This is a genomic window from Mucilaginibacter flavus (assembly GCF_030409315.1).
Classification (GTDB): domain Bacteria; phylum Bacteroidota; class Bacteroidia; order Sphingobacteriales; family Sphingobacteriaceae; genus Mucilaginibacter; species Mucilaginibacter flavus.
Map to the genome: position 1 here is coordinate 63,582 of NZ_JAUFPS010000038.1, position 26,855 is coordinate 90,436.

Annotated in this window: 23 protein-coding genes; 19 read left to right on the forward strand and 4 right to left on the reverse strand. The window is 40.4% G+C overall.

Going from position 1 to position 26,855, the window contains the following annotated elements:
• The first annotated feature begins 132 nt into the window (after positions 1 to 132).
• The 19 genes from QWZ17_RS17980 to QWZ17_RS18065 all read left to right on the forward strand — a co-directional run bounded on the left by QWZ17_RS17980 (position 133) and on the right by QWZ17_RS18065 (position 21,626).
• Positions 133 to 816, forward strand: coding sequence for a hypothetical protein (locus tag QWZ17_RS17980; RefSeq protein ID WP_290306676.1), 684 nt, complete (start codon positions 133 to 135; stop codon positions 814 to 816).
• Entirely contained in the window at positions 759 to 959 is a 201-nt protein-coding gene (locus QWZ17_RS17985; RefSeq protein WP_290306677.1) for a hypothetical protein, read from the forward strand. Before QWZ17_RS17980 ends, QWZ17_RS17985 begins: the two co-directional genes overlap by 58 nt.
• Positions 960 to 1,165: 206 nt before the next feature.
• A complete protein-coding gene (locus tag QWZ17_RS17990; RefSeq protein WP_290306678.1) occupies positions 1,166 to 1,609 on the forward strand; it encodes a hypothetical protein in 444 nt (147 codons plus the stop codon).
• A 40-nt stretch (positions 1,610 to 1,649) separates the two neighbouring features.
• A complete protein-coding gene (locus tag QWZ17_RS17995; protein ID WP_290306679.1) occupies positions 1,650 to 3,758 on the forward strand; it encodes a hypothetical protein in 2,109 nt (702 codons plus the stop codon).
• Positions 3,759 to 3,945: 187 nt separating this feature from the next.
• Positions 3,946 to 5,997, forward strand: a complete 2,052-nt coding sequence (locus QWZ17_RS18000) for a hypothetical protein (RefSeq protein ID WP_290306680.1) — start codon at positions 3,946 to 3,948, stop codon at positions 5,995 to 5,997.
• A 113-nt stretch (positions 5,998 to 6,110) separates the two neighbouring features.
• Complete coding sequence (locus tag QWZ17_RS18005) at positions 6,111 to 6,683, forward strand: hypothetical protein (protein WP_290306681.1); 573 nt, start codon at positions 6,111 to 6,113, stop codon at positions 6,681 to 6,683.
• Between the two features lie 199 nt (positions 6,684 to 6,882).
• On the forward strand, positions 6,883 to 7,542 hold the full coding sequence (locus tag QWZ17_RS18010) for a hypothetical protein (RefSeq protein WP_290306682.1): 660 nt from the start codon (positions 6,883 to 6,885) through the stop codon (positions 7,540 to 7,542).
• 59 nt (positions 7,543 to 7,601) lie between these two features.
• Complete coding sequence (locus tag QWZ17_RS18015; RefSeq protein ID WP_290306683.1) at positions 7,602 to 9,986, forward strand: hypothetical protein; 2,385 nt, start codon at positions 7,602 to 7,604, stop codon at positions 9,984 to 9,986.
• A 126-nt stretch (positions 9,987 to 10,112) separates the two neighbouring features.
• Complete coding sequence (locus QWZ17_RS18020; RefSeq protein WP_290306684.1) at positions 10,113 to 10,370, forward strand: hypothetical protein; 258 nt, start codon at positions 10,113 to 10,115, stop codon at positions 10,368 to 10,370.
• A 433-nt stretch (positions 10,371 to 10,803) separates the two neighbouring features.
• Positions 10,804 to 12,000, forward strand: coding sequence for a head maturation protease, ClpP-related (locus QWZ17_RS18025; RefSeq protein ID WP_290306685.1), 1,197 nt, complete (start codon positions 10,804 to 10,806; stop codon positions 11,998 to 12,000).
• 150 nt (positions 12,001 to 12,150) lie between these two features.
• Positions 12,151 to 13,359, forward strand: coding sequence for a hypothetical protein (locus tag QWZ17_RS18030; protein WP_290306686.1), 1,209 nt, complete (start codon positions 12,151 to 12,153; stop codon positions 13,357 to 13,359).
• Positions 13,360 to 13,478: 119 nt separating this feature from the next.
• Entirely contained in the window at positions 13,479 to 14,072 is a 594-nt protein-coding gene (locus tag QWZ17_RS18035) for a hypothetical protein (RefSeq protein WP_290306687.1), read from the forward strand.
• Between the two features lie 164 nt (positions 14,073 to 14,236).
• The gene (locus QWZ17_RS18040; protein ID WP_290306688.1) at positions 14,237 to 15,520 is read left to right on the forward strand and encodes a hypothetical protein; all 1,284 of its coding nucleotides are present in this window, start codon (positions 14,237 to 14,239) and stop codon (positions 15,518 to 15,520) included.
• 155 nt (positions 15,521 to 15,675) lie between these two features.
• Positions 15,676 to 16,290, forward strand: coding sequence for a DUF6712 family protein (locus tag QWZ17_RS18045; RefSeq protein WP_290306689.1), 615 nt, complete (start codon positions 15,676 to 15,678; stop codon positions 16,288 to 16,290).
• The gene (locus QWZ17_RS18050; protein WP_290306690.1) at positions 16,290 to 17,219 is read left to right on the forward strand and encodes a hypothetical protein; all 930 of its coding nucleotides are present in this window, start codon (positions 16,290 to 16,292) and stop codon (positions 17,217 to 17,219) included. Before QWZ17_RS18045 ends, QWZ17_RS18050 begins: the two co-directional genes overlap by 1 nt.
• Positions 17,219 to 19,672: a GDSL-type esterase/lipase family protein gene (locus QWZ17_RS18055; RefSeq protein WP_290306691.1), complete on the forward strand. Its 2,454-nt coding sequence runs from the start codon at positions 17,219 to 17,221 to the stop codon at positions 19,670 to 19,672. The genes QWZ17_RS18050 and QWZ17_RS18055 overlap by 1 nt, the downstream gene beginning before the upstream one ends.
• Before the next feature lie 200 nt (positions 19,673 to 19,872).
• Positions 19,873 to 20,973: an acyltransferase family protein gene (locus QWZ17_RS29675; RefSeq protein WP_353959508.1), complete on the forward strand. Its 1,101-nt coding sequence runs from the start codon at positions 19,873 to 19,875 to the stop codon at positions 20,971 to 20,973.
• Between the two features lie 132 nt (positions 20,974 to 21,105).
• Positions 21,106 to 21,372: a hypothetical protein gene (locus QWZ17_RS18060; RefSeq protein WP_290306692.1), complete on the forward strand. Its 267-nt coding sequence runs from the start codon at positions 21,106 to 21,108 to the stop codon at positions 21,370 to 21,372.
• 2 nt (positions 21,373 to 21,374) lie between these two features.
• Complete coding sequence (locus QWZ17_RS18065; RefSeq protein WP_290306693.1) at positions 21,375 to 21,626, forward strand: hypothetical protein; 252 nt, start codon at positions 21,375 to 21,377, stop codon at positions 21,624 to 21,626.
• 64 nt (positions 21,627 to 21,690) lie between these two features.
• On the opposite strand, the gene QWZ17_RS18070 is transcribed toward QWZ17_RS18065, so the two are convergent.
• From QWZ17_RS18070 to QWZ17_RS18085, 4 genes are read right to left on the reverse strand one after another with little or no spacing between them, the layout of a single operon-like run.
• Complete coding sequence (locus QWZ17_RS18070; protein WP_290306694.1) at positions 21,691 to 22,767, reverse strand: glycoside hydrolase family 76 protein; 1,077 nt, start codon at positions 22,765 to 22,767, stop codon at positions 21,691 to 21,693.
• Positions 22,768 to 22,822: 55 nt separating this feature from the next.
• Entirely contained in the window at positions 22,823 to 23,983 is a 1,161-nt protein-coding gene (locus QWZ17_RS18075) for a glycoside hydrolase family 76 protein (RefSeq protein ID WP_290306695.1), read from the reverse strand.
• Between the two features lie 57 nt (positions 23,984 to 24,040).
• Positions 24,041 to 25,177, reverse strand: coding sequence for a SusE domain-containing protein (locus QWZ17_RS18080; protein ID WP_290306696.1), 1,137 nt, complete (start codon positions 25,175 to 25,177; stop codon positions 24,041 to 24,043).
• Positions 25,178 to 25,217: 40 nt separating this feature from the next.
• Positions 25,218 to 26,849, reverse strand: coding sequence for a RagB/SusD family nutrient uptake outer membrane protein (locus QWZ17_RS18085; RefSeq protein ID WP_290306697.1), 1,632 nt, complete (start codon positions 26,847 to 26,849; stop codon positions 25,218 to 25,220).
• Positions 26,850 to 26,855: the final 6 nt, after the last annotated feature.

Consider the following 26,855-nt stretch of genomic DNA (forward strand, 5'->3'; position numbering starts at 1 on the left):
GGAATAAGACTTTAACAGAACAATAGTAACATCCGTCCCCGAAGGTCACCAACTCATTTCAAAAAGCTCCCCCGTTGGCCAACGGGGGCTGGGGGGCTTGCCATTTTTATGATTGAAAAAACACTAAAAACAATGCGTGGAAAATTGCGGGTTAAAATACCAACGCAATTGACAGATGTAAGCCTGGGCCAGATGATGGCTATGCAGACTAAAACTAATTTAACTGATATTGAGGCCATCAGCATCCTATCGGGGATAGCTATTGACGAATTACAACAGGTAAAAGATGTAAGCGATTTCCATGCTTTTGGCGATGCGGTACTGGCCTTATCCTACCAGATTAAATATCTGTATAACAGCGATGCCATACCCAAACAAGTCAACTTTTCGCTACCAAAAAGCAATCGCACAAAAACAGTAAAAGTGATGCAAAACCTGGCTATTGAGCCCGCGGGCGCGTTTATGGCCGTACGGGAAATTATCGCCGATGAAGTAAACAACCATATTAAGCAAGTTGGTGAGGATAATTGGCAGGAGAGTTTTAACCCATCCTTAAATACCTGTTGCCAGGTTTTAGCGCATTACTTTTTTTGCAAAGCAACCGGTAAAAAATATAACGAATACGAAGTTGAAGAATTTATGAGCCAGGTAAAAAACATGCGGGTAACGGAGGCACTGCCCATAGCCAAACATTTTTTTACCTGTTATCCCAGCTTATCCATACCGAAAACCAGCTTCTGGCTTCGCCTGCAACGGCTTTGGAAAAACGGGCCGGCATCCAGTCGTTCGAGAAATTTAAGTACATCAACACCATAAACTCCCTGGCAGGCGGCGATATCACCAAATGGGATACCATTTTAAATATGCCCTATGAAAGGGTACTCACCAAACTGCTACTCAATAAAACAGAAGCGGAGTATCAGAAAAAGTATATGGAGATGGGGAAGGAAAATTATTGAATTATTGAATTATTGAATTATTGAATTATTGAATTATTGAATTATAACAATTTTTCACCTATTCAGCTAAATCTTTTTTGGGGATTCAAGACTAATAACTTGATAGTAAATATCTATAAATCAATAATTAAATCCCAATTCAATAACCAATAATTAATTCCCCATTCAATAATTCACTAACTCAATAATTCAATAATTAATTAAACATGCGTAACCAAATAGAAGCCATTGTACAAACGCTTACGGGTAACCCGTCGTTTGCTTATGGCACACAAAACGAATTAAACACCCTGGCAGATGATGCCGCTTTTCCTTGTGTATTTATGTATCCGCTGCAACCCATTGAGGTATCGCCGCAGGTAAACGGATCTGTAGATAACACATTTACGGTATACCTCGAATTTCTGTTCAAAACAGATTTTGGACAATATACCGCCGATAACGAAACCTATGTAAACCAGGCCCTGCAATTAGCTAATGAATTTATTGTAAAGGCCTCACGGTACCGCGAAGGCGAAGGTCGTTACTTTAGGGTTAAAGCCGGCTTAAAAGCCAAATGCATGCCGGTTTATAACAAATTTGATGTGAACACCACCGGCATAGGCTTAACCATTAATCTGGCCACTATGTACTTTGATACATTCGCGTAACCTGTTATTTCCAGTTTAAATTATTCAAATACCCAAATCAATGAGCATAATTGCAAGTTTTCAATATGAAAATGGCTACTCTGTATTTCCGGATCAAAACGGGGGCGAAATTTCATATGCCGATGTATTCATCGTATTAACAGATAGTATCACTCACCAGCCCGTTAACGGCAACAACGTGGTAGTAACCTATACCGATGATACCGAAACACACCAGGTAACCATCCCGGGCCAAAGTACCCGTATTTTAGCCAATGCCACGTTACAGGATAACCGGTACAATGAGCTTGGCGAGCAAACCCAAAGCTACTACAGAGTTTTGGCCATTGTCTCGGTTTCGGGCGGGCAGGAAGTGCCGCCCAACCCCACAGTTTGCGATCTGAAGATCAATTTTATCAACATCGATAAACCAGAATCGGCTGTTGGCGCCGGGGATGGGCAAGTAACTATTAATGCCTCCTCAACTTATGGCCCTATCCAATACAGCAATGATTTTGGCAGCACATGGCAACTATCACCAACGTTTGCCGGTTTAAGCGGCGGATTAATACAGCCCCTTGTAAAAGACGCCAACCCGTTGGGATGCACCCAACAAGGATTTATCACTATCCCTACCCTGTCTGATCTGCTCACAAGCGATCCGTCGGTTACGTTTAATGGTGGCCATGTTTCCAGGTGGAACGCGGCCTTTAACCCAATCGTATTCACCTACCAACGTAAAGACTTTGGGCTAACCGCAGTTAGCCTCGACGGCGAAAAAGGCTATGCCAGTATTACGGTTAATACACCAATAATCAGTTATGTCACCGGCAAATATTGGGTTAACCCCAATGATTTGGTTTATATTAATGCAGGTATATACAAAGGGGTTTACCAGGTTGATAAAGTAGGCGGTTTTAACAATATTGTTATTAAAACCGCTTTTGCGGGCAACGCCTCCGGCTTTATCAATATCAATAGTATGCGCCCATACTATAAAATCATTACTAAAATTACCTATATAGATCAGCTTACCGGTCGCCAAAATATCATTACGGCAAATAACCGACCCGATAGTACGGGACTGGTAAAGGCCGATCTATCCAACTTTTTGCAAAGCCTGCTGCGCCCGGCAGATCGAAGCGATTATACCCAGGCCAATTTCAGGGATACTAATTTGAGCGCCAGCTACCAGGTACAATATGCCGAACATTGGGATGATGGTACTACCGACGGCCATACCACAACCTTTGTAAATATGCCACACCCTTATTATGTGCTATACGCTGCAAAACAATTGGGCGAGCGCTATGGCGGCAACCTGGCAGCATATGTGCCTTTTGCCAACGTTACCGATACTACCAAACTCGCACGCTGGGTTACCGATTTTGCCGAACCGGCTTTTTCCATTGGTTATCCTTTTGATATCGGTTTTATTTATAGCGAAGAAATGATTGGCTTACAATTGTATGCCGAGCTCAGCCTGCTTGATATTAACCGGCAGCCGCTAACAGGTGGCCCCCAGGTTGGCAATTTGCTTAATGAAGATGACTCCTGGCTGTTAAACCAGGATGGCGGTAAATTTATCATTGCCGATCAAAGCCAGGTAAATATCCCTGTTCCGGAGCAATTGGGACTAAACAGGTTATTGATCAATGGCAGTTTTCCACGCGAGGCTTTTTACTTTAACATAACGCTTAAGTATGACGATGAGCACGGGGCACACCCTGTAACACAAACTCAGGTATTGAGAATTGATGATGCAGTTGATGACCAAAGCGTTTATCTGCGCTGGATAGGTTTAAGCGGCAGTTGGAATTACTATCGTTTTGTTTTTAACCAGGAAATTAGCCTTGATGTACAAAACGCGACCATCATCAAAAACTTTGTTACCGATTGGGAAAATCAACAAGGGATTGAAGAGGTGATCAGCAAAACAGCCGGTCAAAAAATGAAGGTAATGGCCGAAGACTTGCTGGTAGCCGATATTAGAGGTTTACAAGCTATTAAATACTCGCCCAAAGTTCAAATGCTGGTAAATAAAAACCCGGTTAAATGGCAAACTATAGTCATTAATACGGCAACGTTTAGCGAGTATGAAACCCGTAACGGGCAGGCACCTTTCAGCATCACGTTCAATATGCCGTCAATCAATATCCAAACACAATGATTTTTGGACTTGGGGATTTTAAGATAAAGGACTTTAAGACTTTTGGACAAAAGAGCAAGGATTTTCATTTATGTAGTACGCTCTTTTTCTGCAGACAGCGAAGCGAATGACCAATGACGGTACAGCGAAATGACTAATGACAGCGCAGCGAATGACTAATGACAGCGCAGCGAAATGATCTAACAAAATGGAACAATTACAATTATATATAAACGATAGCCTGGTTGACTTGAGCGATGACAGCCCGATTGCGCTCACGTTTCAAATCAACAACCTGGCCGAGGTGAAAAATCAGCAGGGCAACACCAGCAATCAATTTAAATTACCGCTCACACAACGCAACAGGCAAATTTTAGGGTTTCCTGACGACATTGCTTTTACCACCAATTTACCATATCAGTACTACGATGCCCGCATTATACAGGACGGGCTGGAGATTGTACCCTACGGTATGGCCCAGTTAAATACCATTGAGCAGGATTCGGCCAGTATTACAGTTTTAAGTGGTAATGTCGACTTTTTTGACGCCCTTGATGTAAAAATTTATGATATGGGCGATAGCAGCACAACCGTAGGCAAACAAAATGCCTTTGGCCCTTACCAACACAACTGGAACCTTGCTACTGTAACCCAATCGCAACTAAACACCGAAGGATATATTTGGCCTGTAGTTGATTATGGTAAAATAGCCACCGACTATAAGAATTCGCCACAAATTGATGCACGCTATCAGCGACCGGGCTTCTTTTTAAAAACGGCCATCGATCTTTTTGCGCAAACAGCAGGCTATAAAATTGATCCCGATTCTTTTTTACTGAAACAACCCTTATATGATAAACTGATAGTACAGTTTGCAAACGATAATTTTGAGCACAATGTTGATTATCAAACCAACCAGGGCGACCTGGGTATGCAGGCTTCTTTACGGGATGAAGCAAGGATTGACAGCCCACGAAAAAACGCAACAGTGAATGGGGTCTTTAACTTTAAACAGACTCAAAGCGACATCAAAAATCAATTTGACGGCAAAACATTTACTGCAGCAAATGTATTTACAGGTACAGTGCAAGTTGAAGTGCCTAAACTGTACTTACAAGGCGGCTTACATGGCGACAATACCAAAGTAGATATTGTTATATACCTGCACACTCCAGATGGCGATTTATCTTACCGTTTAACCTACGAAGTTGAAGAAGGCGATCCGAGGGCCGGTAGCGATTATGGTAGCGATATGAAAGTTGATCATACTTTTGAATCTCGAAAATTAACCCAGGATATTGATTTTAAACCGGGATATCAGGTAACTGTAGGCTTTGAGCTAAGCAAGTGGGCACCGGCTTATTTTACCATATCGGGCGGTACATCTTTAACCATTACCGCTAAAGACAATAACATATTGTACAACCAGGATGTGCAGTGTGAACGTATTTTTCCGGATATAACACAAAAAGATTTGCTAAAAGATACCCTGCAGCGTTTCGGAATTATTTGCCAAAGTAACAATACCACACGCATGATCACCCTATCTTCGTTCAGGGATATTGTGAACAACATTCCTGTTGCGTATAACTGGACGCAAAAATGCCTTGACCAGGGCAAGACAGTTGCTTTTCAGTTGGGAAGTTATGCACAAGTGAATACTTTAAGTTACAAGGCCGATGACGCAATCACGGATAAAAAGTTTGGCAACTCGCAAATAAACATCAACGATAAAACCATGCCCTTAACTGCGGCACTCGTTGAAAGCCAGTTTGCCCCCACCCTTAACCGACCATACATAGGCGGCACCATAGCCCAGATTTTAAAAGTTGACACCGCTAATGACGATACCGCTATTGATTTTAGTATTAATACCCAGCCCCGCATATTGATTGATCAAAAGATCAATTTACAAAATTTGGAAGGTAAGCCGTCAATAACCTTTACCGATGGCGGCAGCACGCCGGTTGTTGTAAACGACGTAGTTTCGGTGCCCTATTTTTATAAGCCGGATGCAGATAGTGGTATGAGCCTGCTTTGGGATGATTTGCGCAAAGCATATTACCCCGAGCTGGAAAAAATATTACAGCAAACCAAAAAGGTAGTAAGGTATTTTTTACTCACGCCGAGGGATATTTTAGAACTCAATTTACTCATACCGGTTTACCTGGAGCAAGACAGCTGTTATTATTACATCAATAAAATTGATAGTTGGAGAAAAGGACAGCCAACTAAAGTAGAGCTGGTTAAACTTGGGTAAATAATAACCGTTAAATATTTATTTATTATTTGCAATTCCATTATTGATTTATTAGATTTACCAATAAAATTAGCAAACACTTAAACAATCACAAAACTCTTCTGCTTCAATTTATGAAACTATCTAACTTACTTATTTTCTCTGTTTTTTGTATCGGATGTAACCAGTCTTTTATGGACAAACCCGTTGACAATCGACCGGCTGCCGAATTGGCATTAATAAAAAGGGTTGGGAGTGCCGATTCTGTTTGTGATGCCGCAATAAATGATATTAAAAAGAAAGAAGCAATTGATAATGGTAAGACAACTTTGGCAAAATTTATAAGAGATACGTTACATAGTGAGGTTAAAAGTTGGAATGCGACCATTTATAAGATGGAACTTAGCAGGTTTGCCGATAGTACAATAGAAGTTACCCTGCTTATACCTAATAAAGGAATGGAACTTAACGAAAAAGTGCCTACCAGTAATACAATAACACTATTCGCAAAGACTTCATTTAGCAATCTGAGTGTTAAAAACCAACTTGCCGCCATGCAGGTTAATGACAAAGTTTTAGTAAGCGGTTCTTTTGAAAAAGATGAGTTGGGAAATATTGACGTTAGCACAGACGATATTAACGACAACTACATTTTTACTTCTTTAAAGTTTAATTTCAATATAGAGAATATCACTAAAGCAAAATAGTAATTATGCTTATGGTAGGTGTTTTCACCGCACCACACCGATTCTCTTACAGCACATTGTTAGACGTATTGTGAAAGCAAGAGCGGTGCGTTGAAAACACCGACCACAAGCTAATACTTGTAATAAATAATTATTTTATTATTTGCGATTAAATTTTTGAATGATTATTTTTACCAATAAAATTAGCAAAACAACCTAAATGAGCACAAACAATAGTGTGGAACCAAATAATTTTGCGCAACAGGAAAAAAAATTAAATAGCCTCAAAAAAACTATAAAGCTTAAACGATGGATTATAGGAGGCGGTTTCATTTTATTGGTATCCTGCCTGGTTGTTTTTAATTGGGGCTTAGTAAACCTGGGGCTTTATTATATTTTTACCGCAGATCATTTTAAAGAAGGTGACAAAATGTATATAACAGAATCTTTTTATGCCAGCGGTGCAGACCAAGCCGATGCACTCAGACTTATACGTCCGTCAAAGCAAACAGATATCGACACCATGAACGTTAACGAATTTATGAGAGAAACACTTAAAAAAGAGGTGGATACCACGTTAAAGCCTTTTGCAAAATATTTTTCTTTTGGCTTTGACAGGCATGATATGGTTAAACAAAACTCGGCATTTATAGGCACATTTGTAAAAGCCAGCCTTGTAAATGCTAAAAGCCCCGATGGCAAGATTTTTTTAACAATGATGTATATAATTAAGCCTAACAAAAAAGTGTTTCACACAGAAGATGCCGAATATAAACGCCCGATAAGATTGCCACAACCTTATACCTTAGCCAATGATAACATCTATGTATACCCTACCTCGGTATCGGCAAAGGAACTTAAAACATTTTCAGGGTTATAAAAAAGCTTCGGCTTTTTTTTGATCTAAATTATTCCAATTAGCATATAAATCATAAAAACATGGATCAAATTAACCCAGACGGCTTAAAGCTGGCCGAAAAAATTATAACTCAGCTTAAACAGGATACCTTAGTGTTAAAGGATACCTTACAAGCACTGATTACAAAACAAGAAGAACTGACAACAAGTACAAAAAAAAGCAGTGAACCCTATAAAACACTTAGCGAGCAAATTGGTAAAACTAAGGAAGCCTTAAAAGCCACTACTGAGGAAATAACCAATGGACTAAAGGCCATTAATGACTATACCGGTACAGTACAGCAAAATTTAGCAATATTAATAGCACTAAAAACGGCTTACGATAGATTAAGCCAAACGCAAAGCACATCAAAAACTACAATACAGCAATTACAAATTAATATTGTTTCGTTAACTGGTGTTGTAAACAAGCAAACTGAATCGGTAAAAAAAAGTAAAGAGGCATTTGATTTTCATAAAGGTTCAGTCGAAGCCTTCAAATCCACTTTTGATGAGTTAAAAGAACATGCAGGGACATTTGGTCCTGTTATAAGTTCAGTTTCTAATGGCTTTAATTCGCTAAAAACAGGACTAGAAGTGGCCAAAACCGGTTTTCAAAGCGTTGGCGGTGCCATTAAAGCCACTGGGTTTGGATTACTTGTATTGGTGCTTCAATCCGTTACTGAATATTTAACCAAAAATACCGAAGGCGTAAAAAAATTTAGAGGAATACTGGCAGGGATAGGTGTTGTTGTTGAAAAGGTAAAAAAGGTTTTTGAAAACATTAGAGGGGCAGTTATTGAAGCGCTGTTTAATCCCGGCAAAACGATTAAGGTATTATGGGATGGCTTTGTTACTAACTTAGAAAACCGTTTTAAAGCATTGGGGGTTATTTTTGACGGACTATTTAATCACTTCAGCTTAAAAAAGATCACAGACGGTGTTATTCAATTAGGATCTGGCGTAACAAACGCTACTGACAAAATTTCTAATGGTCTAAAAAAAGTGAAGGAATTTGCAAAAGAAACCACAAATGAAGTGGAGAAGGCTTATAAAAAAGCCCATGACTCACCAAATTCTAATAAAACTATCAAACCGAAAAAAACATCGGTTGGTAATTTTGAAAACGAACATGCAAAACAAGCCGAAAACATAGCAGCAATACAAAGAGCTTACCAGGATTCACTGATGAAACAAATGCAACAAACGGCAAATGGTTTAGCCTCAAAAGCTAAACTATTACATGATGGTTATGCGGATGAGCAAGCCAGTTTGCAACGGCTATATGATAACAAGCTGATTACTCAGGAACAATATAATAAAGAAAGCGAAGAACTGGAGCTTAAATACCACAAAGGTGTTGACGTAATGCTGAAACGCATAAATGCCGAAGATCTTGAAAAGGTAAAAAAGCAACAGCAAGCGCTTGTGGAGGCCAAAACGTTAAAAAAAGATCAGCACGATGTTGATAAAGCGATTTTGCCCTGGAATAAACTGGAAGCTGAAAAAAAGCTAATAACCGATAAATATAATTTTGAAATTCAAAAGGCCGCTGAGGCGGGGCAGGATACAGCCCAGCTCAGAATTGAGTGCCAGGCAAAAATTACTGAAGCCACCAAAAAGTCGGAAGAGCAACGTAAAGATTTTGCGATAAAAGCAGCTCAGGAAATCTCAAGCAAAGCCTTTTCTATCATCGGTGATAGCATCAAATCGGCCAGTGAAGCTAAAATACGCGGAATGGAAAATGATAAAGCCCGCGAACTAAGTAACACCAGCCTTACCAAAACACAAAAAGCGGCTATAGAGGCCAAATACAAAAAGAAGGAAAACGAAGAAAAAGTAAAAGCCTTTAAAGCCGAACAAAAAATGCAGATTGCCCAAGCGGTTATTAATGGTGCAATCTCCATTACCAAAACCCTGGCAACTACCGGTTTGCCGGCTGCTATACCGCTTATAGCTGCCGATGTTGCCATGACAGCTATACAAATAGCCACGGTAGCATCGCAAAAACCACCTCAGTTTGCCAGAGGCGGGCGGTTTATATCTGACGGTCGTGGGGCTTTGTTACCTGGCTACAGTCGAACAGATAATACTAATGCTTATCTGCGTTCGGGGGAAGCTGTTGTGGTTTCAGAGGCCATGCGCAATCCCTGGGCCCGTAATTTAGTAAGTGCAATTAACGTGGCCCACGGCGGGCGTGATTTCTCGATTGCTAACCCCGGCAAAGGTTATGCCATCGGCGGAATTTATACCGATGGGGGTAATACCAATCGTTACTACAACCAGCCGGTAAATGATGTAAAAGAACTGGCCAATACCGTAGCTTATCAGATGATTAACAACTTCCCTCCTATCTATGTGGATGTGAAAGATGTAAATAATCAGCAAAACATACTGGCACAAACGGTGGATAGGGTAAATCTATAGGGAAGTATCAAGTAGTTAGTAGCAAGTATCAAGATTTTTTTTCCTTGCGAATTTGCCAACAAACTTGGCAGCAGCGGTCTTGATACTAACTACTTGATACCAAAATAAACTATTTAATACTAAAAAATGGATATCACACTCGCAAATAACTTATTCGACAGCGGAGCATTTTCGGCCATGTACAAAGCAGGCTTTATTACCAATAAGATTTTTACTTATAGAGAAATATACTTATGGATTCACGCGCAGGTACAAATTCGTGGTATTACCAAAAACCAGGCTGTATTAGAGGCCGAAATAAAATTCAAAAAAGACGAACGCACTATATGGCGGGCATTGAATTGCTTCACAAGTGGTGACAAACCAGTGTCACCATTAGATTGAATTATTGTGCCGATATTTGTATAGTTCGGTTGTCTGGATCAGAATTTTAGAATGAACAGAATTTAATCAGTTCATTTAAATCCGACTCAGAAAAAATCAATTACTGACAAAACCTTGTCACCACCAAAACAAAAGTTAGTACCGATATTTGTATTATTCTCTCTGAACCGCGATTCTCATAATTAACGAATTAACAGAATTGTAAAAATTCAAATAATTGGCTTAATTCGAGTTCAGAAAAAAATCCATTACTGACAAAACACTGTCACCATTAAAATAAAGACAAATAGCGACCTTTGAATTATGCCAATCGGCATTAAAAACATCAATCTCATACAGATTGGTTTCTTCAAAGAATCTTCCGGACTTTCCAACTTCACGGACTTCCGGACAAAATCTCAAATCTCATATCTAACATCTCAAATCTAAAAAGATGAGTTACAAAATTTATTTATATGATACCGAAACCGATTGCATCGGCTCAGGTAATTTATCATCGGCCTATATCCAAACGCAATTGCAGGAAGCTGCGGGACAGGATCTGGAAGTGCACATCAGCTCGGTAGGCGGCAGCGCTTTTGATGCCATCGCTATTTATGATCTGCTTAAAAAGTATCCAGGCAACGTAACTACTTATATTGATGCTTTGGCCGCCTCGGCAGCATCCGTAGTGGCCATGGCTGGCAAAACTATTGTAATGAGCAAATACGCTTTATTGATGATCCATAAACCCATGGTGGGTAGCGGCGGTAATGCCGACGAGCTTTTAAAAGACGTGCAGATGTTAAATGTGGTACAATCTCGGCTGGCGCAGATTTATATGGATAAATCCGGTTTAGACGGAGTTACCATAAACAGCTTAATTAACTCCGTTACATGGATGACTGCCGACCAGGCCCTGGATATGGGCTTTATTGACTGGATAGAAGACTATCAGCCCGAGATTACCAACATTGCCCTAATAAAAGAATACACCAATAGCGCTCCTGCTATGTACCAACGCTGCATTAACAAAATCTTAAACAATAAAAACAACATGAACATCGAAAACAAAGACCTTATCGAGAAAACCACGTCGGTTTTGGATAAGATTATGAACTTCTTCAAAAAAGTAGTGAACAAACAAACCATTACCGACAAAGGAACGCTGCACCACGCCGGCGAAATGTGCGAAGGTACCGAGGTGTACAATGACGAAGACATGAGTAGCCCGGCAACAACCGACTCCTACACCACCGCGGATGGCAAAAAGATTGACGTAAAGGAAGGTCAGGTTCAAAAAGTGACGCCCGCACCAGAGGCAAACCCCGATGCAGAAGATGACGACGACGATGTGCCTACGGATAAGCTAAGTCCCGGTAAAAAGGCTACTGAAATTCAAAACCGCCTGCAAACTTTAAAGGCCCGGTTGCATGCTCAAAACGCATTGCTGGCCGAAGCCCGCACAGCTTTAGAAGAAGCCGGCAATCGTTTACAAAAAACACATACTGAAGTTAAAAACGAAATCAAATCAACGTTTACCCCCGAAGGTTCTAAACGCAGCAACAAAGCAAAAACCGAAACTACACCTTTCTTCGCCCCACAAAGCGAGCTGGCTAAAAATGCAGTGAAAAAAGCAATTAATAAATAGTATCAAGTAGTAAGTATCAAGTAGCAAGACAGCTACATTGCTTTTTGTCGAAAGTCTTTTGTCCGAAAGTCCGAAAGTGAAAAATCTTGAAACTTGATATTAATTACTTGTTACCAACTCCAATAAACAATAGAACTACAAAACTCAAAAATGGCTCAATTTACATTTACAAACAATTCCTATGCCGGCGAAGCGCTGGCGGGGTTTATGGCAAGCACATTACTGGAAGCCGATTCCGTAAAACGCGGACTGCTCACCGTTATTAACGACGTTAAAGCGCGCAAAATAATTCTTGATGTTGACGACGACGTGTTACTGCAAGATCCTTCAGGTATTTTCCATGATCAGGATACAACCGCCCAACAAACCGAAAGCTACCTTGACCCAGTAGTTTACGAGTTTATGAAGCAGGAACAATGGGATAAACTGGCGCAAAGCTGGGAAGCGCAATCATTAAAACCCGGCGCGTTTATGGATTATGAAGGCGTGGTTGATCTATCAGACTTTATGGTTCAGCGGTACTTAACCAAAATACAAGTAGCTAATGAACGTTTATACTGGCTGGGCAAAGGCTCAACAAAAGAAGCAACTTTCAGCGCTCCTTTCCCTGGTTTGTTGCCAACTATATCCGCAGCGGCGGGCGTTTACAAAGTAGGGTTAGGCAAACCGGCCACCTCTTTAAGTGCCACGGCTATTAGCTCATCAGGCGTAGTTACAGTAAACGATACCTCGACTTTAGCCGATGGCGATGTAGTTACGATTACCGGGGTAACAGGTACGAGCAAAGATACTACCAACAGCGCGCCGGGCATTGATGTACAGGGACAATCATACTTTATTCAGGTTTTAAGCGCCACTACTTTTAAACTGGTACGCAACTACAACGAAATTAACAGTCGTAAGCCGGCAACTTTTACCGGTTCGGCGTCAGGTGCAAGCATCAGCTACATTAATGTGAGCAATGTACTACAGGTATTGGGTAGTGTTTATGCTCAACTTGATCCGGCCGACAGGATTCAAACTGACTTTAACCTTCAGATTCCCCTACACGTTGGTTACGCTTATGCCCAGGCACAGGCCAACAAGGCGCTAAACGTTATCAACGCTTTTACCGATATGAAAAAGATGGACTACCTGGGTATTCCCTTACAGATCATGAACCACTGGCAAGCCAATACCATTTTAGGCGCACGCTCATCAAACCTTTTCCTTGGGGTAGACTTGTTAGGTGATGCATCCGAGCTATCAACCGTTTACATGAAGCCCTACACCAACGATAACGTGGTACGCATGAAGGCCCGCATGAAAGCAGCCGTTAATTTCAAATTTGCCAACGAGCTGTTTTATTTAAGCGCTTAAGTCCAATTATTGAATTACTGAATTATCGATTTATTGATTTGATAAATAACAATAAGTCGATAATTCAGCACTCAACCTTCAATAATTCATTCAATCAATAATTCAATAATTACTAAAACATGTCAATTTATAATAAAATAAACACGGGCTTTCAACTGGGTGTGGATGAGCCTATAACATCGGGAATAGAAGATGTGATATATATTTTTAATCAGGATGATATCGCCATAACTTATGACGTTACAAACCCTTTAATCATAACAGGCCTTACATCTGTTAACGGTGCCATGATCTACAAATTTGAGGGTACCAATAACAGTTTCAACACCATGTCGAAACTTACCAAAACGCAGGTAGGACCACGCTATACCGAGGAAATAGATTTTAATATTGCCGGTTTATCCATAGATATTAAAACGCAATTGATGGCAATGGGATACGGCAGGCTAAGGGCTATAGCTGTTAACAATTACAAATCGAGCGACTCGGCTATTGAACTCTTTGGCGCGGTAAATGGATTGATCCTAACCGACGCGGAGCGTAACGCTGCTGACGAAACCTTAGATGGTGGGTATAAACTTAAGCTTACCAATCCGGACAAGTTAAAAGAACCTTATCCACCACGGGCTATTTCTATAGCACCGCAATCAGGTCCGGCAACTTATACAAGTACTATTGCGGCTCTTGAAGCTTTGATTTTAGTTAAGGCTTAAACTAATCACCTCCGATATTTTCCTTGGCTTTCATCAAAACTCAATACTACAAAAACAAATACTCCCCCCTGAAAGGGAAATAAGAAAACCACAACAATGCAATCAAAAGATCAAACGAAAGAAGTTAGTAAGCTAACTCCCCCTTCAGGGGGTAAGGAGGGCATATGAAAACCTACCTACCACAAATTGAACGCCGCATATTGGTAAGGCCCAACCAAACTTACGGTATTTTAAATTACGACCTGGATAACGCTTACCCACAACGAATGCTGGAATTGGTTGCAGGATCGCCAACGGCCAAAGACTGTTGGAACAAAAGAACCAAATTTATAGCCGGAAACGGGGTTGAAGCAACAGATTTAGGGAAGCAGGTCATTAATACCCATGGGCTCACGGTAGCAAAACTATTAAAAGCTTTGGCAACGGATAAAGCTCTATTTACCGGCTTTGGCATCCACGTAAACTATAATGCCAATTTCAAGATATCATCAGTAAATTATATCAAATTTGAGGACATCCGTATGGGCGATACTGATTGCCCCGAAACTGCTGGTAAGTTTGCTGTTTATAATGACTGGGGCCGCAAAACCTGGAAAAACATTATGCGTAGCAAGATCACATTTTTAGATAAATATGCTCCCGATCCAACAATCGTTCAGCAACAGGTTACCAATGCGGGCGGCTGGGAACAATACAAAGGTCAACTATTTTACTTTAATCCCGAGATCGATGACTATCCGCTAATTGAAGCTGATTCTGTTTGGGAAGACTTTGAAACCGAAGCAGGTATCAAAACCTTTAACAATCGGGAAGTAACTACCGGCTTTTTACCTTCAACTATGTTGTTTATGCAATCGCGCAGGGAAGAGGCTGATAACAGCAAATCTGGCGACGATGAATTTGCGGGAATAAACGTACCATCGCAAATGGAGCAGGACCTTGGAGCGTTTCAGGGCGTAAAAAGCGCGCAAAAGATTATTGTTATTGAGTACGAGGACGAAAACTCAAAACCAGAATTTAAGGCCTACCCTATTCAAAATAATGACAAGCTTTTTGAAACCACCCAACGATCTGTAGAGGCCAGGATTATCAAAGGTTTTTCGGTACCCAGGGAGCTTATCAATGCCGAAAAATCATCTGGCTTAAGCAATGGCAGTGAAAAAAAGCAAGCTATCATTGAGTTTAATGACAATACGGCTGCCGATAGAACCGATCTTGCTGAAACGCTTGCCGAAATATTCAGTCATTTTTATACCAACATCAATCCAAAGGGAAACTGGCGCATCACTCCCATTGTCGCGATGATTGCCGATGATAACACAGGCATTAAAGCAGGAAAGAGCATCAATGATTTACTCCTGTCAACAATTCCGCTCAAAAACAAAATAGCAACGCTTGTTTATGCTTATGGCTTTAAACAAGATGAAGCAGAAGCCATGTGCAGTTAAAGCGGCCTTCATTTAATGTTTAATTCGTCGTTTTTCGACGACATCTCCATTCTTCGAAGTCTTGATAACGAAGATTTGATGAGATAAAACCAACTAACAGATTTATTAAAATTTAAAGATAGCCTCCCCGATCTGGAGAGGTTTAAAGGAGGACTATGATCTATCTTATCAATCAAAATACGTTTCAGCCATTTGAAGATATCGCTGTAAACATCAAACCGGAACGCCTTAAAGTTTTTATCAAAAAAGCCCAGGAACTTGATCTGAAACCTTTTTTAGGGCATGCGTTATACTATGATCTTTTAACTCATTTTAATGAAGATGGGACCCTAAAAGACGATGCGCCACAGCCTTATAAAGACCTGGTAAACGGCACTGAATACTTGGACAATTATGGACATATTGTGTTATACGAAGGCCTGGCTCCTACTATGGTATACTTTACCTTCGCCCGTTTTATTGAAAATGATGCGGTACACTACACCGCAACGGGACCGGTTATTAAACGCCATGATAATGGCGACGCGTTAACCTCGCCCGAGGTGGTGAAACTGGTGCAACAGCAACGCAGTATAGCCAACGCCTACGCCAACGATATAGAAAAGTTTTTATGGGATAACAAGTCAGATTTCCCTTTATGGCGTTACAACGCTAAGAACAAAAGCAGCAGACAGTCGGGCCCACGTATTCGTGGGGTAGACAAAACCGATTACAACTACCCCGGCAACTACAACAATTACAATTTAACCATTACCGAATTTTTAAACTGATGGCAACCGACAAAAAAATAAGCGACTTACCGGTAGCTTCCTCCATAGCCGGATCGGACAGCTCCATAGTGCTAAAAAACGGAGTTGACTATCAATTCGCCTTTAATACGTTACTTGAGTTTATTGGTGCCGAATTAATTGTAGGCGCGGCTATTTCCTTCGGCACTTCCCTGCCTCCAAACATATCCGGCAAAAACGGCGACGTATTCATCAATACCACAGCAGGTAACATAGCGCAAAAAATGGCAAGTGTGTGGGCAATTGTTTACACCTTCCCCACTAACAGTACCTCTGATGGCTCGGTTCTTTACGGCACAAGCGTACCGGGTGCCACAGTTGGCAAAAACGATGACACTTTTATAAATACACTCAGCGGTATCTTTTATAAAAAAGTGGCAGGTACATGGAGCCAGGTATTTTCAATGCAAACCGGTCCGCCGGGCTCAACAGGCCCGGCCGGCCCCACGGGCGCAGCAGGCACTAATGGAAAAACTATTCTAAGCGGCACCGGCACGCCATCAAACCTTTACACCGGCACCAACGGGGATTATTATATCAATACTTCAACCTACGTTTTTTATGGACCTAAAACAAACGGCGTATGGCCTGAAGGGTTTTCACTTGATAACTCGGAATCAGACGCGTTAGCAGCGGAGGTTACGGCAAGGGAGGCGGCGGATGCAGGGTTGCAGGGGCAGATAGATACACTTACTAGTAAACCCGAATTTGATATGATAGCTTATATAAAAAATTCACCAATTTATGCGAGTGACGTGGCGGCCATTAGTTTAAGTCCTTATTCTATGTATAGAACAACAACAGGGGAGTTAAGGTACAAATTACCCGATGTAATTACACCCGAACCTCCAACCAATGGCATAACAGATGATGAAGCAAACACATTTACATATACAGGAGGCGAAGCATAATGAAACGACCACTAACAGACCACGAATACCAAGTAAATGGCGGTGCGTGGATGCCTTGCACGCTATCGAACACAACCAATAACGGAGATGGAACATATACCATTACGAACGGTTTAAATATCGTTATACCAATAGGCTCTTTGCGTGTACGTGTAAAGTCAATCGGAATAAATCCCGCAAGTTCGGCATTGGAAAATACGGTTGCTTTTAATATTCCAATATCTAATGATACTCCCCTTTTCTATATCAATCCTATTAAAACAATGGCCGTTGGCGATGTAGATCAGTTGTTAGGCTATGTATCAAGTAGCCTCGGTGCTGTTACATTTGCTTCGTCTGATACTTCTAAAGCCACAATTGTTGTTACTGACGGCAATGCTTACCTACATGCAGTTTCAACCGGTGACGTAACAATTACTGCAAATCAGGCAGCAAATGGCAGTTATGCAACGGCAACGGATGCTTGCTTGGGTACAATTGTTGTTGCCACAATAGTCGACGATGTCACTTATAGCACATTAGCAGCAGGCAAGGTCGCAGCAACCGAAGGTACTTTTTTCAATGTTGCTGATGCTAATAACACGTCTTTAAGAAAGTATAAAATTGTCGGAGGTAAAGCGGTTTTTCAAGGAGTAATACCGTCCACTAATCTAACAACCCTTGCAAAGATTAAAGAAAGGATTTATAATCAAATTCCAGGTATAATGCCTGCAAATCCTATTGTAGACTTTGATTCATCTGCGGTTGCTTATCATAATAATAAGATAAAAAGTGTAGGATCTTCGGAAACGCTCGATTTTAACGTTACTCAATTTGCTTTTTTTGAGCCGTTTACAGATAACGGTACAATTACAGTTACACCATTAAACGATATTTCATATCAGGTAGATTTTGTAAACACTTATTCGACTAATTTCGCAACTTTTTTAAAGTTCTTTAAGTCGCAAGCGGCTATTCCCGCCGGATATTGGAGTCTTTCGATGGAAATTCGCTTACTATCGGGCGATTCAGGCAAAAGCGTTTATTATGGAGCACGACAAATTGGGGATGGTTCTACATATAACGAACTTCCTTTAACGGATACAGATCAGACGCTAACAATAGCATCCGTTGATTACGACACTGACACATTAATTGGTAACGACTTAATTCTTTTAGCCGCAAGAACGGGCGGCGTTCCGGCAACACTGTCTTTTATTATTTCTAACATTCGCCTGCTCCCCGGCGCTGGCCCCGGTATAGCGTCACCGTTGATAAAGGATGTTATGTGGTATCGAGGCACCGACTATATACCCAATGGGTTGAATGCTGATTTAAGCTTTAATCCAGTCAAAGGCATGCAAAATTTTAACGGCACTGGCAATGGTTTAGTTACCTTCCCGAATTTAGGAACAGGCTTTACAATACCCGAAGCAACCGTACAGTATGCAATTAAAATGCGACATACCGATAATCCAAACGGGACATCGCTTCTTTGCGACAAAGGTCATAATAACTACGCTTTGTTTAACAATAATGAGGTTTTAGACACCAATACTTTTTTTGACAATATCCACCACTCGTTAACTGGTTTTAACATGTTTGGCGGTGAGTGGTTGATATTTACGGTATCTTACAATTCAACGGGGGCAGATATGTATTTGAATGGTATTAGAATAATGACAAATACAAGAAATGCAGCATCCGTAGTTTCTACCTTCTATCTACTTTTGGGTGCCGATGCTACTGGTTTCAGGTCGAGTGCTGATATATCATGTGCGGCATTTTGGGGGTCAAAATTAAGTCAATCAGATATTAATACAGCCGTTTCAATCATGAAAGAAAGAATGAGGTTAAAGAACCACTTTTTAACCAGGCACGAATTCTTCTATATAGCCGAAGGGGATAGTATCACAGATAATCAAGGTTCTTACCAAAGGTTGGTACGTGATATGTATACACCTCAACTTTTCGGTATGAGCGCAGCATATACAGGTGCGCAATTAGGAACTGTAGGAGACAATATAAATTCAAATACATTGTACGGTAGAAAAGCGTTTGTAAGCGCAACAATTACAGATGCAATATCAAAGGGATATAAGGTTGTGATCTCAATTCTAATAGGTGCTAATGATATTGCAGGGCTTAATAGTAGTAGTTTAACCATCGCCTATTATAATAGTTTAATGTCTTATATAAGTGATATGAGAGCTTTAGGCGCAAAAGTTATAGCGTCTACAATGACAGATCAGGGTGGTTTAGCTAATAAAACATATATTAATCAGTTGAACGAATTGATTAGATCAGATCATACAAAATATGATGGATTGGCAGATTATTTTGCAATACCTCAATTCAATCCTGTTGATAACGCCTACTTCGCCGACGCGCCAAACAGTGTTCATCCCAATCCAGCCGGACAAGCATTATTAGCTGCCAAACTGAAAACCGTAATGGATACAATAGTGTTATAAATTATGTTTAAAAATGGGAGCCGATATTTGAGGCATCAATAGCAACGTAGTTTTTTAATAATTTGAGGCTTCATTCACCATGAAAACAGCTCTTTTTAATTTTACCCATACAAACGGTCATAGAATCATTATACTTTTTATTCATTTGAGATTACAGAAAAAAGACTTTAACGATGTTGGGAATTTCGTATAATTGAAACATGTTAAAGATTAACAAGTGTCCAGAATTCGATAAATTCACCGTTCCCGAAGTTTTAAATTTATCGTACATTCCTGCTTTGGATGGATTGAGAGGTTTCGCCATACTAACAGTTCTGTTTGGTCACATGCTTTTAAACACCTCTTGGGCTTTATTGGCTTTAGCAAATGTCGGGGTAGAAATCTTCTTTGTTTTAAGCGGCTTCTTGATTACGTCCTTGATATTAAAGGAAAAACTTAAAAATGGACGAGTGTCTTTAAAACGATTTTACATTAGAAGAGTATTAAGAATTTTACCAGTTGCCTATCTTTTTTTAATCATATTACTGGTTCTAAACTATCTTTTTAATCTTAATCTATCCACTAGGTCTTTTGTTGCATCTGCGTTATACGTCAAAAACTTTCATCTTAACTATGCCAGCAACTGGTTCAACGGCCACTTTTGGACATTAGCGATCGAAGAGCAGTTTTATGTTGTTTTCCCTGTTATTCTGGTATACAGCTTAAAGAGTTACATCAGACTTATTTTTATTATAATCTTATCAGTGCCTCTATTGCAATCCCTTGGGTTTCATAATGTCGGTATCTTTTACAGCAATTACTTAGTTCATAAGATTACGTTTTTATTAATCAATCTCTTTGAGAACGGTACACCTTCTATTTTAATTGGTTCCTATCTTTCCATACTAATGTTCAGAAAAAACATCCCAACTGTTAAAACAAAAACAAATAATTATTTCAGCTCGTTTTTATTATTAAATGCAATGATATTCAGGGTAACTTGTACGAAGTTCATTCACAATGACTATATAAATTCGATTATATTTTCCCTTATAATTGCATTAGTTATTTATTTGATTTTGATTAACTCTGAGGATTTCCTGGGTATGATACTAAAAAATAAATACTCCGTTCGTTTGGGAATCTTGTCTTACAGCATTTACATATGGCAGCAGATATTTTTATATAAACAGCCCTGGGAAAACACATTTAAATATTCCAATTCTCTATTTTTAAATCTTCCTGTACTCTTTATAATTTCTTACTTATCATATAACTTTTTTGAGCTCCGATTTTTGAAGCTTAAGGAAAGATTCAAATAAAATACCTGTTTCCCATTGATTGTAAAGTTTGCTATCGATTGTTGCAAATCGAATAGCAAAACTATTCTGCGCATCATTTCACGCGCATAATATCACAAAATAACTCATTTCATAACTTTAATATTTCATCTCATGGAAGAAAAACTTTCTCTATGGCAACGTATCATGGCTGATACACCCTCTTTTTTTAAAAAGGCCCAGGTTTTAGGTGCGGGCGTGGTTACTCTGGCCTTTTCATTAACTAAAATCGGCATTGTACCTTCTGGTATTTCTGCGATAGCTACGGCAATTGGCGCAACCATAGCGGCGGTATCGCAGTTTGCGGTAAAGCAGGTTGAGCCTAATGCCACAGTGAGCGATAAGATTGAACCAGACACCCTACAAACCACAAATCAATAATCATGACAACGCTTGAACATCGCGAAATCAGGGGCATTACGCTGAAGAATATTATAGTTACTATCATTAGTACAGGTAGCATTGTAGTTACCGTTATGGCCTCTTATTTCCAATTAAAAAGTAATTTACAGGAAGTTAGGGTTATCCAGGAAACTCAAAATCGGGTAAATGAAGTAAGACTAAAAATTCTTGAAAACCAGGTTTCTATACTTCAACAACAAGTAAGCGAGCTTAAGAATGTAAAGAAATCATAAAACATTTCATCTGCTTTAATTAACAAGTGACCAAGATATTTTCTTCCTCATCAAATGAGAACCGCTACTTAAGCTTCAAATTCTCAAGTCTCGCATAAATTTCCAACATAGCTGCCTGATCAATTAGCGCTTTCACCTTTTTAAGCCCCAACAAGTTTTTGTCATCTTTTTCCTCTAACCAGGTACGATCTGCATCATCAACTATAAACTGCAATTGTTTTTTATCCTTATCAACTTTGTAAAGTTCAATGTAGCCGCGTAACAGCACTGCGTTAAACCAGTAATTTCCCGGTAGTCTGCCATTGTTATAAAAATGTTGTTCAGAGGCTTTGGCTACACTTTCGGCATCGTCGAGATACGTTTTATCTTTTGTTATATTATAGAGTATCACCCCTGCTTGCAGCATCGTTCCTGCGTTATAGGTATAATAGGCCGAATCTACTTTCATCGATGGTACTTTAATGGCATCATAATAAATACCATTGGACGATAAAAGGTACTGTTTAGCCCAGTTATAAGTAACAATGGCTGTGTCAAGATAAGCTTTTTGATGTGTTGCCTTATACAGTTGCAACGCAACTAAAATAGCCGGACCATTTGAACAGGTGTTCTTTCCTTTTTTATCGCTTTCAACCCAATAAAAACCGCCGCCACCAACCATATCATGACCGGATAACAGGAAACGGTAAATAGTTTGGGAAATAGTCAGGTATTCCTTTTTATGATTGCGGGCGTACGCGTCCATTAACGCAATCGCAATCCATTCATTGTCATCGTAAAACCGGGAATCTACTTTTTCTTTAACCACCATAGCCTGGTAGCCAGGTACGGGCGGCTTTGTTGAGTAATATTGTTCAATTGCTTTCATAACCGGGGCTATGTAGCTTTTTGAGGGATTACCCGTTTCCATTTCATTTGCTGCCTGTACAAGCGCGCACAAAGGCCACAAAAAGGAATGATTACCTTTATTTGTTGCCGAATCATTAGTTTCAAAATAAAGATTTTCCTTTGCATCATAAAACTTATCATAGATGTTTTTATTGATGATGGCAATACGGGTTTTATAATCGGGAACTGTTTGTGCCGATGCTTGTAAAGCAAAGAAAACGCCTATACAAAGCGTTAAGATAATGTTTTTCATAATATAGGTAAGCGTAAGTATCTTCCGGTAACACCCCGGAAGATACTTTTAAATTTTAGAATTTCCCTGCGGCTTTCAAGATAGCAGCAGCCTCTACCATCATAACCCCACTCAGTTGGGTGGTAAGATCGGTAGTACCGGATGGTAAACTTTTCCAATCGGGACTGATGAATAAAGCAGGTCGACTAATCCCCTTGGTATATAACGTTTCGGCGTTGTATTTTAAAAATTTAACGTAAGCATTCCTATCGTTATCGCTAACTGCTGGCTCCTGGATCAACAATGTCAAATATCTTACTAAGATCCCTTTGAACAAACCACCATCACCCTGCCCCTCTGATTTTAACAGACCACCAGGTGAAATATCGGTGTCGTTGATAGTGGCTGTTGCGTTCCTCACGGCATCGGCCAGGTAATCTGCATTTTGGGTTACATGGTATAATTCAAGCGCGGCTCCCATATAAACACCTTGATTATAGGTGAATTTATTTTTGCTGATCTGTCCGTCATGATTCCCGTTTATACCGTCCCAGATAATCCCACTTGATGGATCGACCAATGTAGACGTTAACCAAGTGTAGAGGCTTTTTGCCAAAGTAAGATCGGCATCATTCTTTTTTAAAGCATACAAACGACAAGCGAATATAATAGCCGGTGCATTTGCCGGTGTATTTTTATAATCCAGCTGCGATTTACGCCAGGCTATACCACCTCCCTGGTTGTTATTAACGCCGGTTTTAATATCCGTCCATAAAGTATTGGCCACATCAAGATAATCATTATCGTTAGTTGCCTGGTACCCGCGCAAACTGGCAAGGGCCAGCCACTCCATATCGTCATAATATTCATTCGGGTATTTGTTGCCATTGGTAATACGCGTACCATTTAATAATGATTTCATGCGTTGCTTAAATACTTCATTTTTAGTACGCAAAAAAGCATCTGTAAAAATATCCAGGGTATGGGCTTGCGGCCAGTAATTATAAGTGGTATTGCCGGCATTATCCTGCACAAAGTAATTTCCATTGGCCGACAGATAAGTGCTGTAGGTCTTTTCTTGTAAAGAATCAGCCGTTTCTGCATACTTATAGTTAACGGGCGCAGTTACTTTATTGGGATAAAGTGGGAAAGGCTTATCCTTAAGGCATGATGTTAGCACAATGGGAATTAAACCCATAAGTGCCGCTTGTTTTATATAATGAGTGATGGTGTTCATAAATTAGTTTTTAAACCCGGTGCCAATAAATTTTACAGGCACCGGGTTGATAAATTATTACTTAACGGTAACAACGTGGGTATAAGCCGGAACATCGGCGTTCCAGATGATTTTAATATCCGCTTTACCGTTATCGGCACGGTGGTCAAACTTAAAGCAGTAATCATATTGCGAACTGTTTACAGGTACCATGTAATAATAAGCAGCGGCAGTTGTTGCAGTTGCCGCGTTATTATCTGAATTAACGCTTCCATAATATTGCGTAGATGTGGTTCCGGCGGCATCTTTAAGGGTATACATAAATTTGTACCGTTCGTCGCGGCCCCATGATTCCTGGTGGAAAACAATAGATGCATTATCAATTTCCCAGCTGCTGCCCCCTACATATGGCAGATTAAACCAGATTTTATTATCGGCAGCAAACCACAGCCCTACTGATACCACCTGGGTTATTGATGCCGAAGCTGTAGTGAAATCAACTACAATCTTTTCAACTTTAGTATCGCCGGTTACAGTTGTACTTCCGTCTTTTAACAGCTTAACGCCATCTATAGAATAAGTTGCAGGCGTGCCGGTATTACGTTCAACAAAATGATAAACACCTGCTTTTAACGAAGTATAAGCTTCAAAAACTCCGGTGGCTGTTTGTTTAAAATGGACGGCTTTAGTCAAGTCGTCACCACCCTCGGTGGCTGTTCCGGTGATAAACAAATCAGCGGGAATTTCGCTAAAACCCGCAGCGCGTTGAATCTCAATAGTGCGCGAAAGACTACTTTTTTGAACATTAATCCCTTTGGACGACATTACGGTCCATTTTAATTTGCCGGTTTCCTGTGGCTGAATGCCCGCGAGATCGGCAATTTTGTTTAAGTCCTTATAAGAGATGGTTAGTTTATTGTATAAACCGTTACCATCAGACGGCATGGTGTAAATCGGCTTTGAAAAATTACCACCGTCTTTATCAAAAGCAACTTCATACAATACCAGCCCGTTATCTTCGGCCGATGCCTGTTCCCATTCAAATGACGCGGCACCTGATGCAGGTTCAAGTTTGATAAATTTATTATCGGCAGGAGCAAAAAAATTATTTACTGCCGATACCTGGGTATGATTAAGTGTTTTATCTTTTTTGCAGCCCGATACGATGATCAAAGCCAATATGCCTGCCATAAGGCAGAAAGTAATTTTTTTCATGATCTTAATTGATTATAATTTTTTATAAATAATTATTGAACTACCAGCCTGGGTTTTGAGTAAGATTTGGATCAACGGCTCGTTCATCCCTTGGTACCGGCCATAAATAAGCCTTGCTTTTATCAAAGCTTCTCAGGTTGGCACGGATATACCCATTATCTACAGAGGCCGGGCCAAACTTGGCTCCATGCGCCCAACCGTTCAAAACGGTTCCGGCAGTTTTCCACCGGCGTATATCGAATATGCGGAGACCTTCCATAGCCAGTTCGGTACGGCGTTCGGTGCGTACAATATCGCGTAAATCGGCCTGGGCAGCACCACTAAAATTCAATGCTGCAGCATCGGTAAAGCCGGCACGGGCGCGAAGCGCTTTTATGGTTTTATCCCAAACTCCGCCATCTAACTGCCCTAATTCATTTTTAGCTTCGGCATACATCAGCAGCACATCGGCATAGCGGATCATCATGAGGTTTAAACCCGACTGGAAATTTACGGCAGATGTAGGGTCGTAATATTTGCGGATATAGTAACCTGTTGGCGAACTCACTTTACCCGGTGCATACTCATCAAGTTTATCCGTACCGGGATCAGAACCAGGTTTGGTATAAATGGTAACTACGCTGTTATCGGGCTTTTTCCATTTGTAAAGGTTATAAACAACGGTATTGGTCATCCGTGGATCGCGATTAACATAAGGATTATCCTCATTATAGCCAGATCCTGCATCGCTAATCTTTTTGCCATTAGTCATCAGGTAACTATCTACCAGTTCCTGTGTTGGTGCAAGCGCGTTTAAACGTGCGCCGACGGCCAACGGCGCAAAATCAAAGAATTGATTGTATGTTTTGATGATCGGAACAAACTCAAGGTCGAGGATATCTTCGTTATTATATTCATTCTCGGGCAAAAACAAACCTTCGTACGATGGGAATAAACCATAAGTACCATTACTGTTATCATTTAACAATTTTTCGCAGGTAGTGGCAACATCCTGCCAACGGCTGTCATACAGGTAAACTCTTGCTTTAAGCGCAATGGCTGCTCCTTTGGTAATCCGGCCTCTATCGGCAGCGGCATAGGCGGTGTTTATTGGTAAAGCATCCGCGGCAGCGTCAAGTTCTTTAAGTACAAAATCAATTACCTGAGCTCTTGGTGCGCGGGCAATAGTTTTTGAATCATCTATTGAGATATCTTTATCAAACAGAGGCACATCGCCAAACCAGGTTGCCAGCTGAAAGTAATGAAAAGCTCTGATAAATCTTGCTTCGGCTTTCATACGGCTTTTTAACGCGGCATCCATCGCGGTTACCCTATCTACATTCTCTAAAAATATATTACAGGTTTTAATGCCCGAATAATGATAATCCCACTCTTCTTTAACACGCCCCAACGATGCATCATAGGTACCCGCCGCAAGTGATGCAACGCCATTGTTATCACCGCGACCATTGTAGGCGTTATCAGACATCCCTTCGTTATAAAAGAAATAATCGCTGCGGAACATCTGCGAATAAGCGGTATTTAGCACACTGCTTGCTTTTTCGGTAGTTGTCCAAAAATTGGAATCGGTAAATTTGTTTACCGGTGCCAGGTCGAGTTTTTTACAGGCTGAAACCATTACGGTTAACAGGGCGATAAAAAACACGATCCTATATATTGTAAATTTCTTCATGTTTAT

Coding starts and splice junctions, on each gene's coding strand:
- QWZ17_RS17995 (WP_290306679.1), top strand. CDS start 1,650: ATGAGCATAATTGCAAGTTTTCAATATGAAAATGGCTACTCTGTATTT.
- QWZ17_RS17980 (WP_290306676.1), top strand. CDS start 133: ATGCGTGGAAAATTGCGGGTTAAAATACCAACGCAATTGACAGATGTA.
- QWZ17_RS18045 (WP_290306689.1), top strand. CDS start 15,676: ATGATCTATCTTATCAATCAAAATACGTTTCAGCCATTTGAAGATATC.
- QWZ17_RS18025 (WP_290306685.1), top strand. CDS start 10,804: ATGAGTTACAAAATTTATTTATATGATACCGAAACCGATTGCATCGGC.
- QWZ17_RS18080 (WP_290306696.1), bottom strand. CDS start 25,177: ATGAAAAAAATTACTTTCTGCCTTATGGCAGGCATATTGGCTTTGATC.
- QWZ17_RS18055 (WP_290306691.1), top strand. CDS start 17,219: ATGAAACGACCACTAACAGACCACGAATACCAAGTAAATGGCGGTGCG.
- QWZ17_RS18040 (WP_290306688.1), top strand. CDS start 14,237: ATGAAAACCTACCTACCACAAATTGAACGCCGCATATTGGTAAGGCCC.
- QWZ17_RS18020 (WP_290306684.1), top strand. CDS start 10,113: ATGGATATCACACTCGCAAATAACTTATTCGACAGCGGAGCATTTTCG.
- QWZ17_RS17990 (WP_290306678.1), top strand. CDS start 1,166: ATGCGTAACCAAATAGAAGCCATTGTACAAACGCTTACGGGTAACCCG.
- QWZ17_RS18035 (WP_290306687.1), top strand. CDS start 13,479: ATGTCAATTTATAATAAAATAAACACGGGCTTTCAACTGGGTGTGGAT.
- QWZ17_RS18030 (WP_290306686.1), top strand. CDS start 12,151: ATGGCTCAATTTACATTTACAAACAATTCCTATGCCGGCGAAGCGCTG.
- QWZ17_RS18065 (WP_290306693.1), top strand. CDS start 21,375: ATGACAACGCTTGAACATCGCGAAATCAGGGGCATTACGCTGAAGAAT.
- QWZ17_RS18085 (WP_290306697.1), bottom strand. CDS start 26,849: ATGAAGAAATTTACAATATATAGGATCGTGTTTTTTATCGCCCTGTTA.
- QWZ17_RS18010 (WP_290306682.1), top strand. CDS start 6,883: ATGAGCACAAACAATAGTGTGGAACCAAATAATTTTGCGCAACAGGAA.
- QWZ17_RS18015 (WP_290306683.1), top strand. CDS start 7,602: ATGGATCAAATTAACCCAGACGGCTTAAAGCTGGCCGAAAAAATTATA.
- QWZ17_RS18075 (WP_290306695.1), bottom strand. CDS start 23,983: ATGAACACCATCACTCATTATATAAAACAAGCGGCACTTATGGGTTTA.
- QWZ17_RS18070 (WP_290306694.1), bottom strand. CDS start 22,767: ATGAAAAACATTATCTTAACGCTTTGTATAGGCGTTTTCTTTGCTTTA.
- QWZ17_RS29675 (WP_353959508.1), top strand. CDS start 19,873: ATGTTAAAGATTAACAAGTGTCCAGAATTCGATAAATTCACCGTTCCC.
- QWZ17_RS18000 (WP_290306680.1), top strand. CDS start 3,946: ATGGAACAATTACAATTATATATAAACGATAGCCTGGTTGACTTGAGC.
- QWZ17_RS18005 (WP_290306681.1), top strand. CDS start 6,111: ATGAAACTATCTAACTTACTTATTTTCTCTGTTTTTTGTATCGGATGT.
- QWZ17_RS18060 (WP_290306692.1), top strand. CDS start 21,106: ATGGAAGAAAAACTTTCTCTATGGCAACGTATCATGGCTGATACACCC.
- QWZ17_RS18050 (WP_290306690.1), top strand. CDS start 16,290: ATGGCAACCGACAAAAAAATAAGCGACTTACCGGTAGCTTCCTCCATA.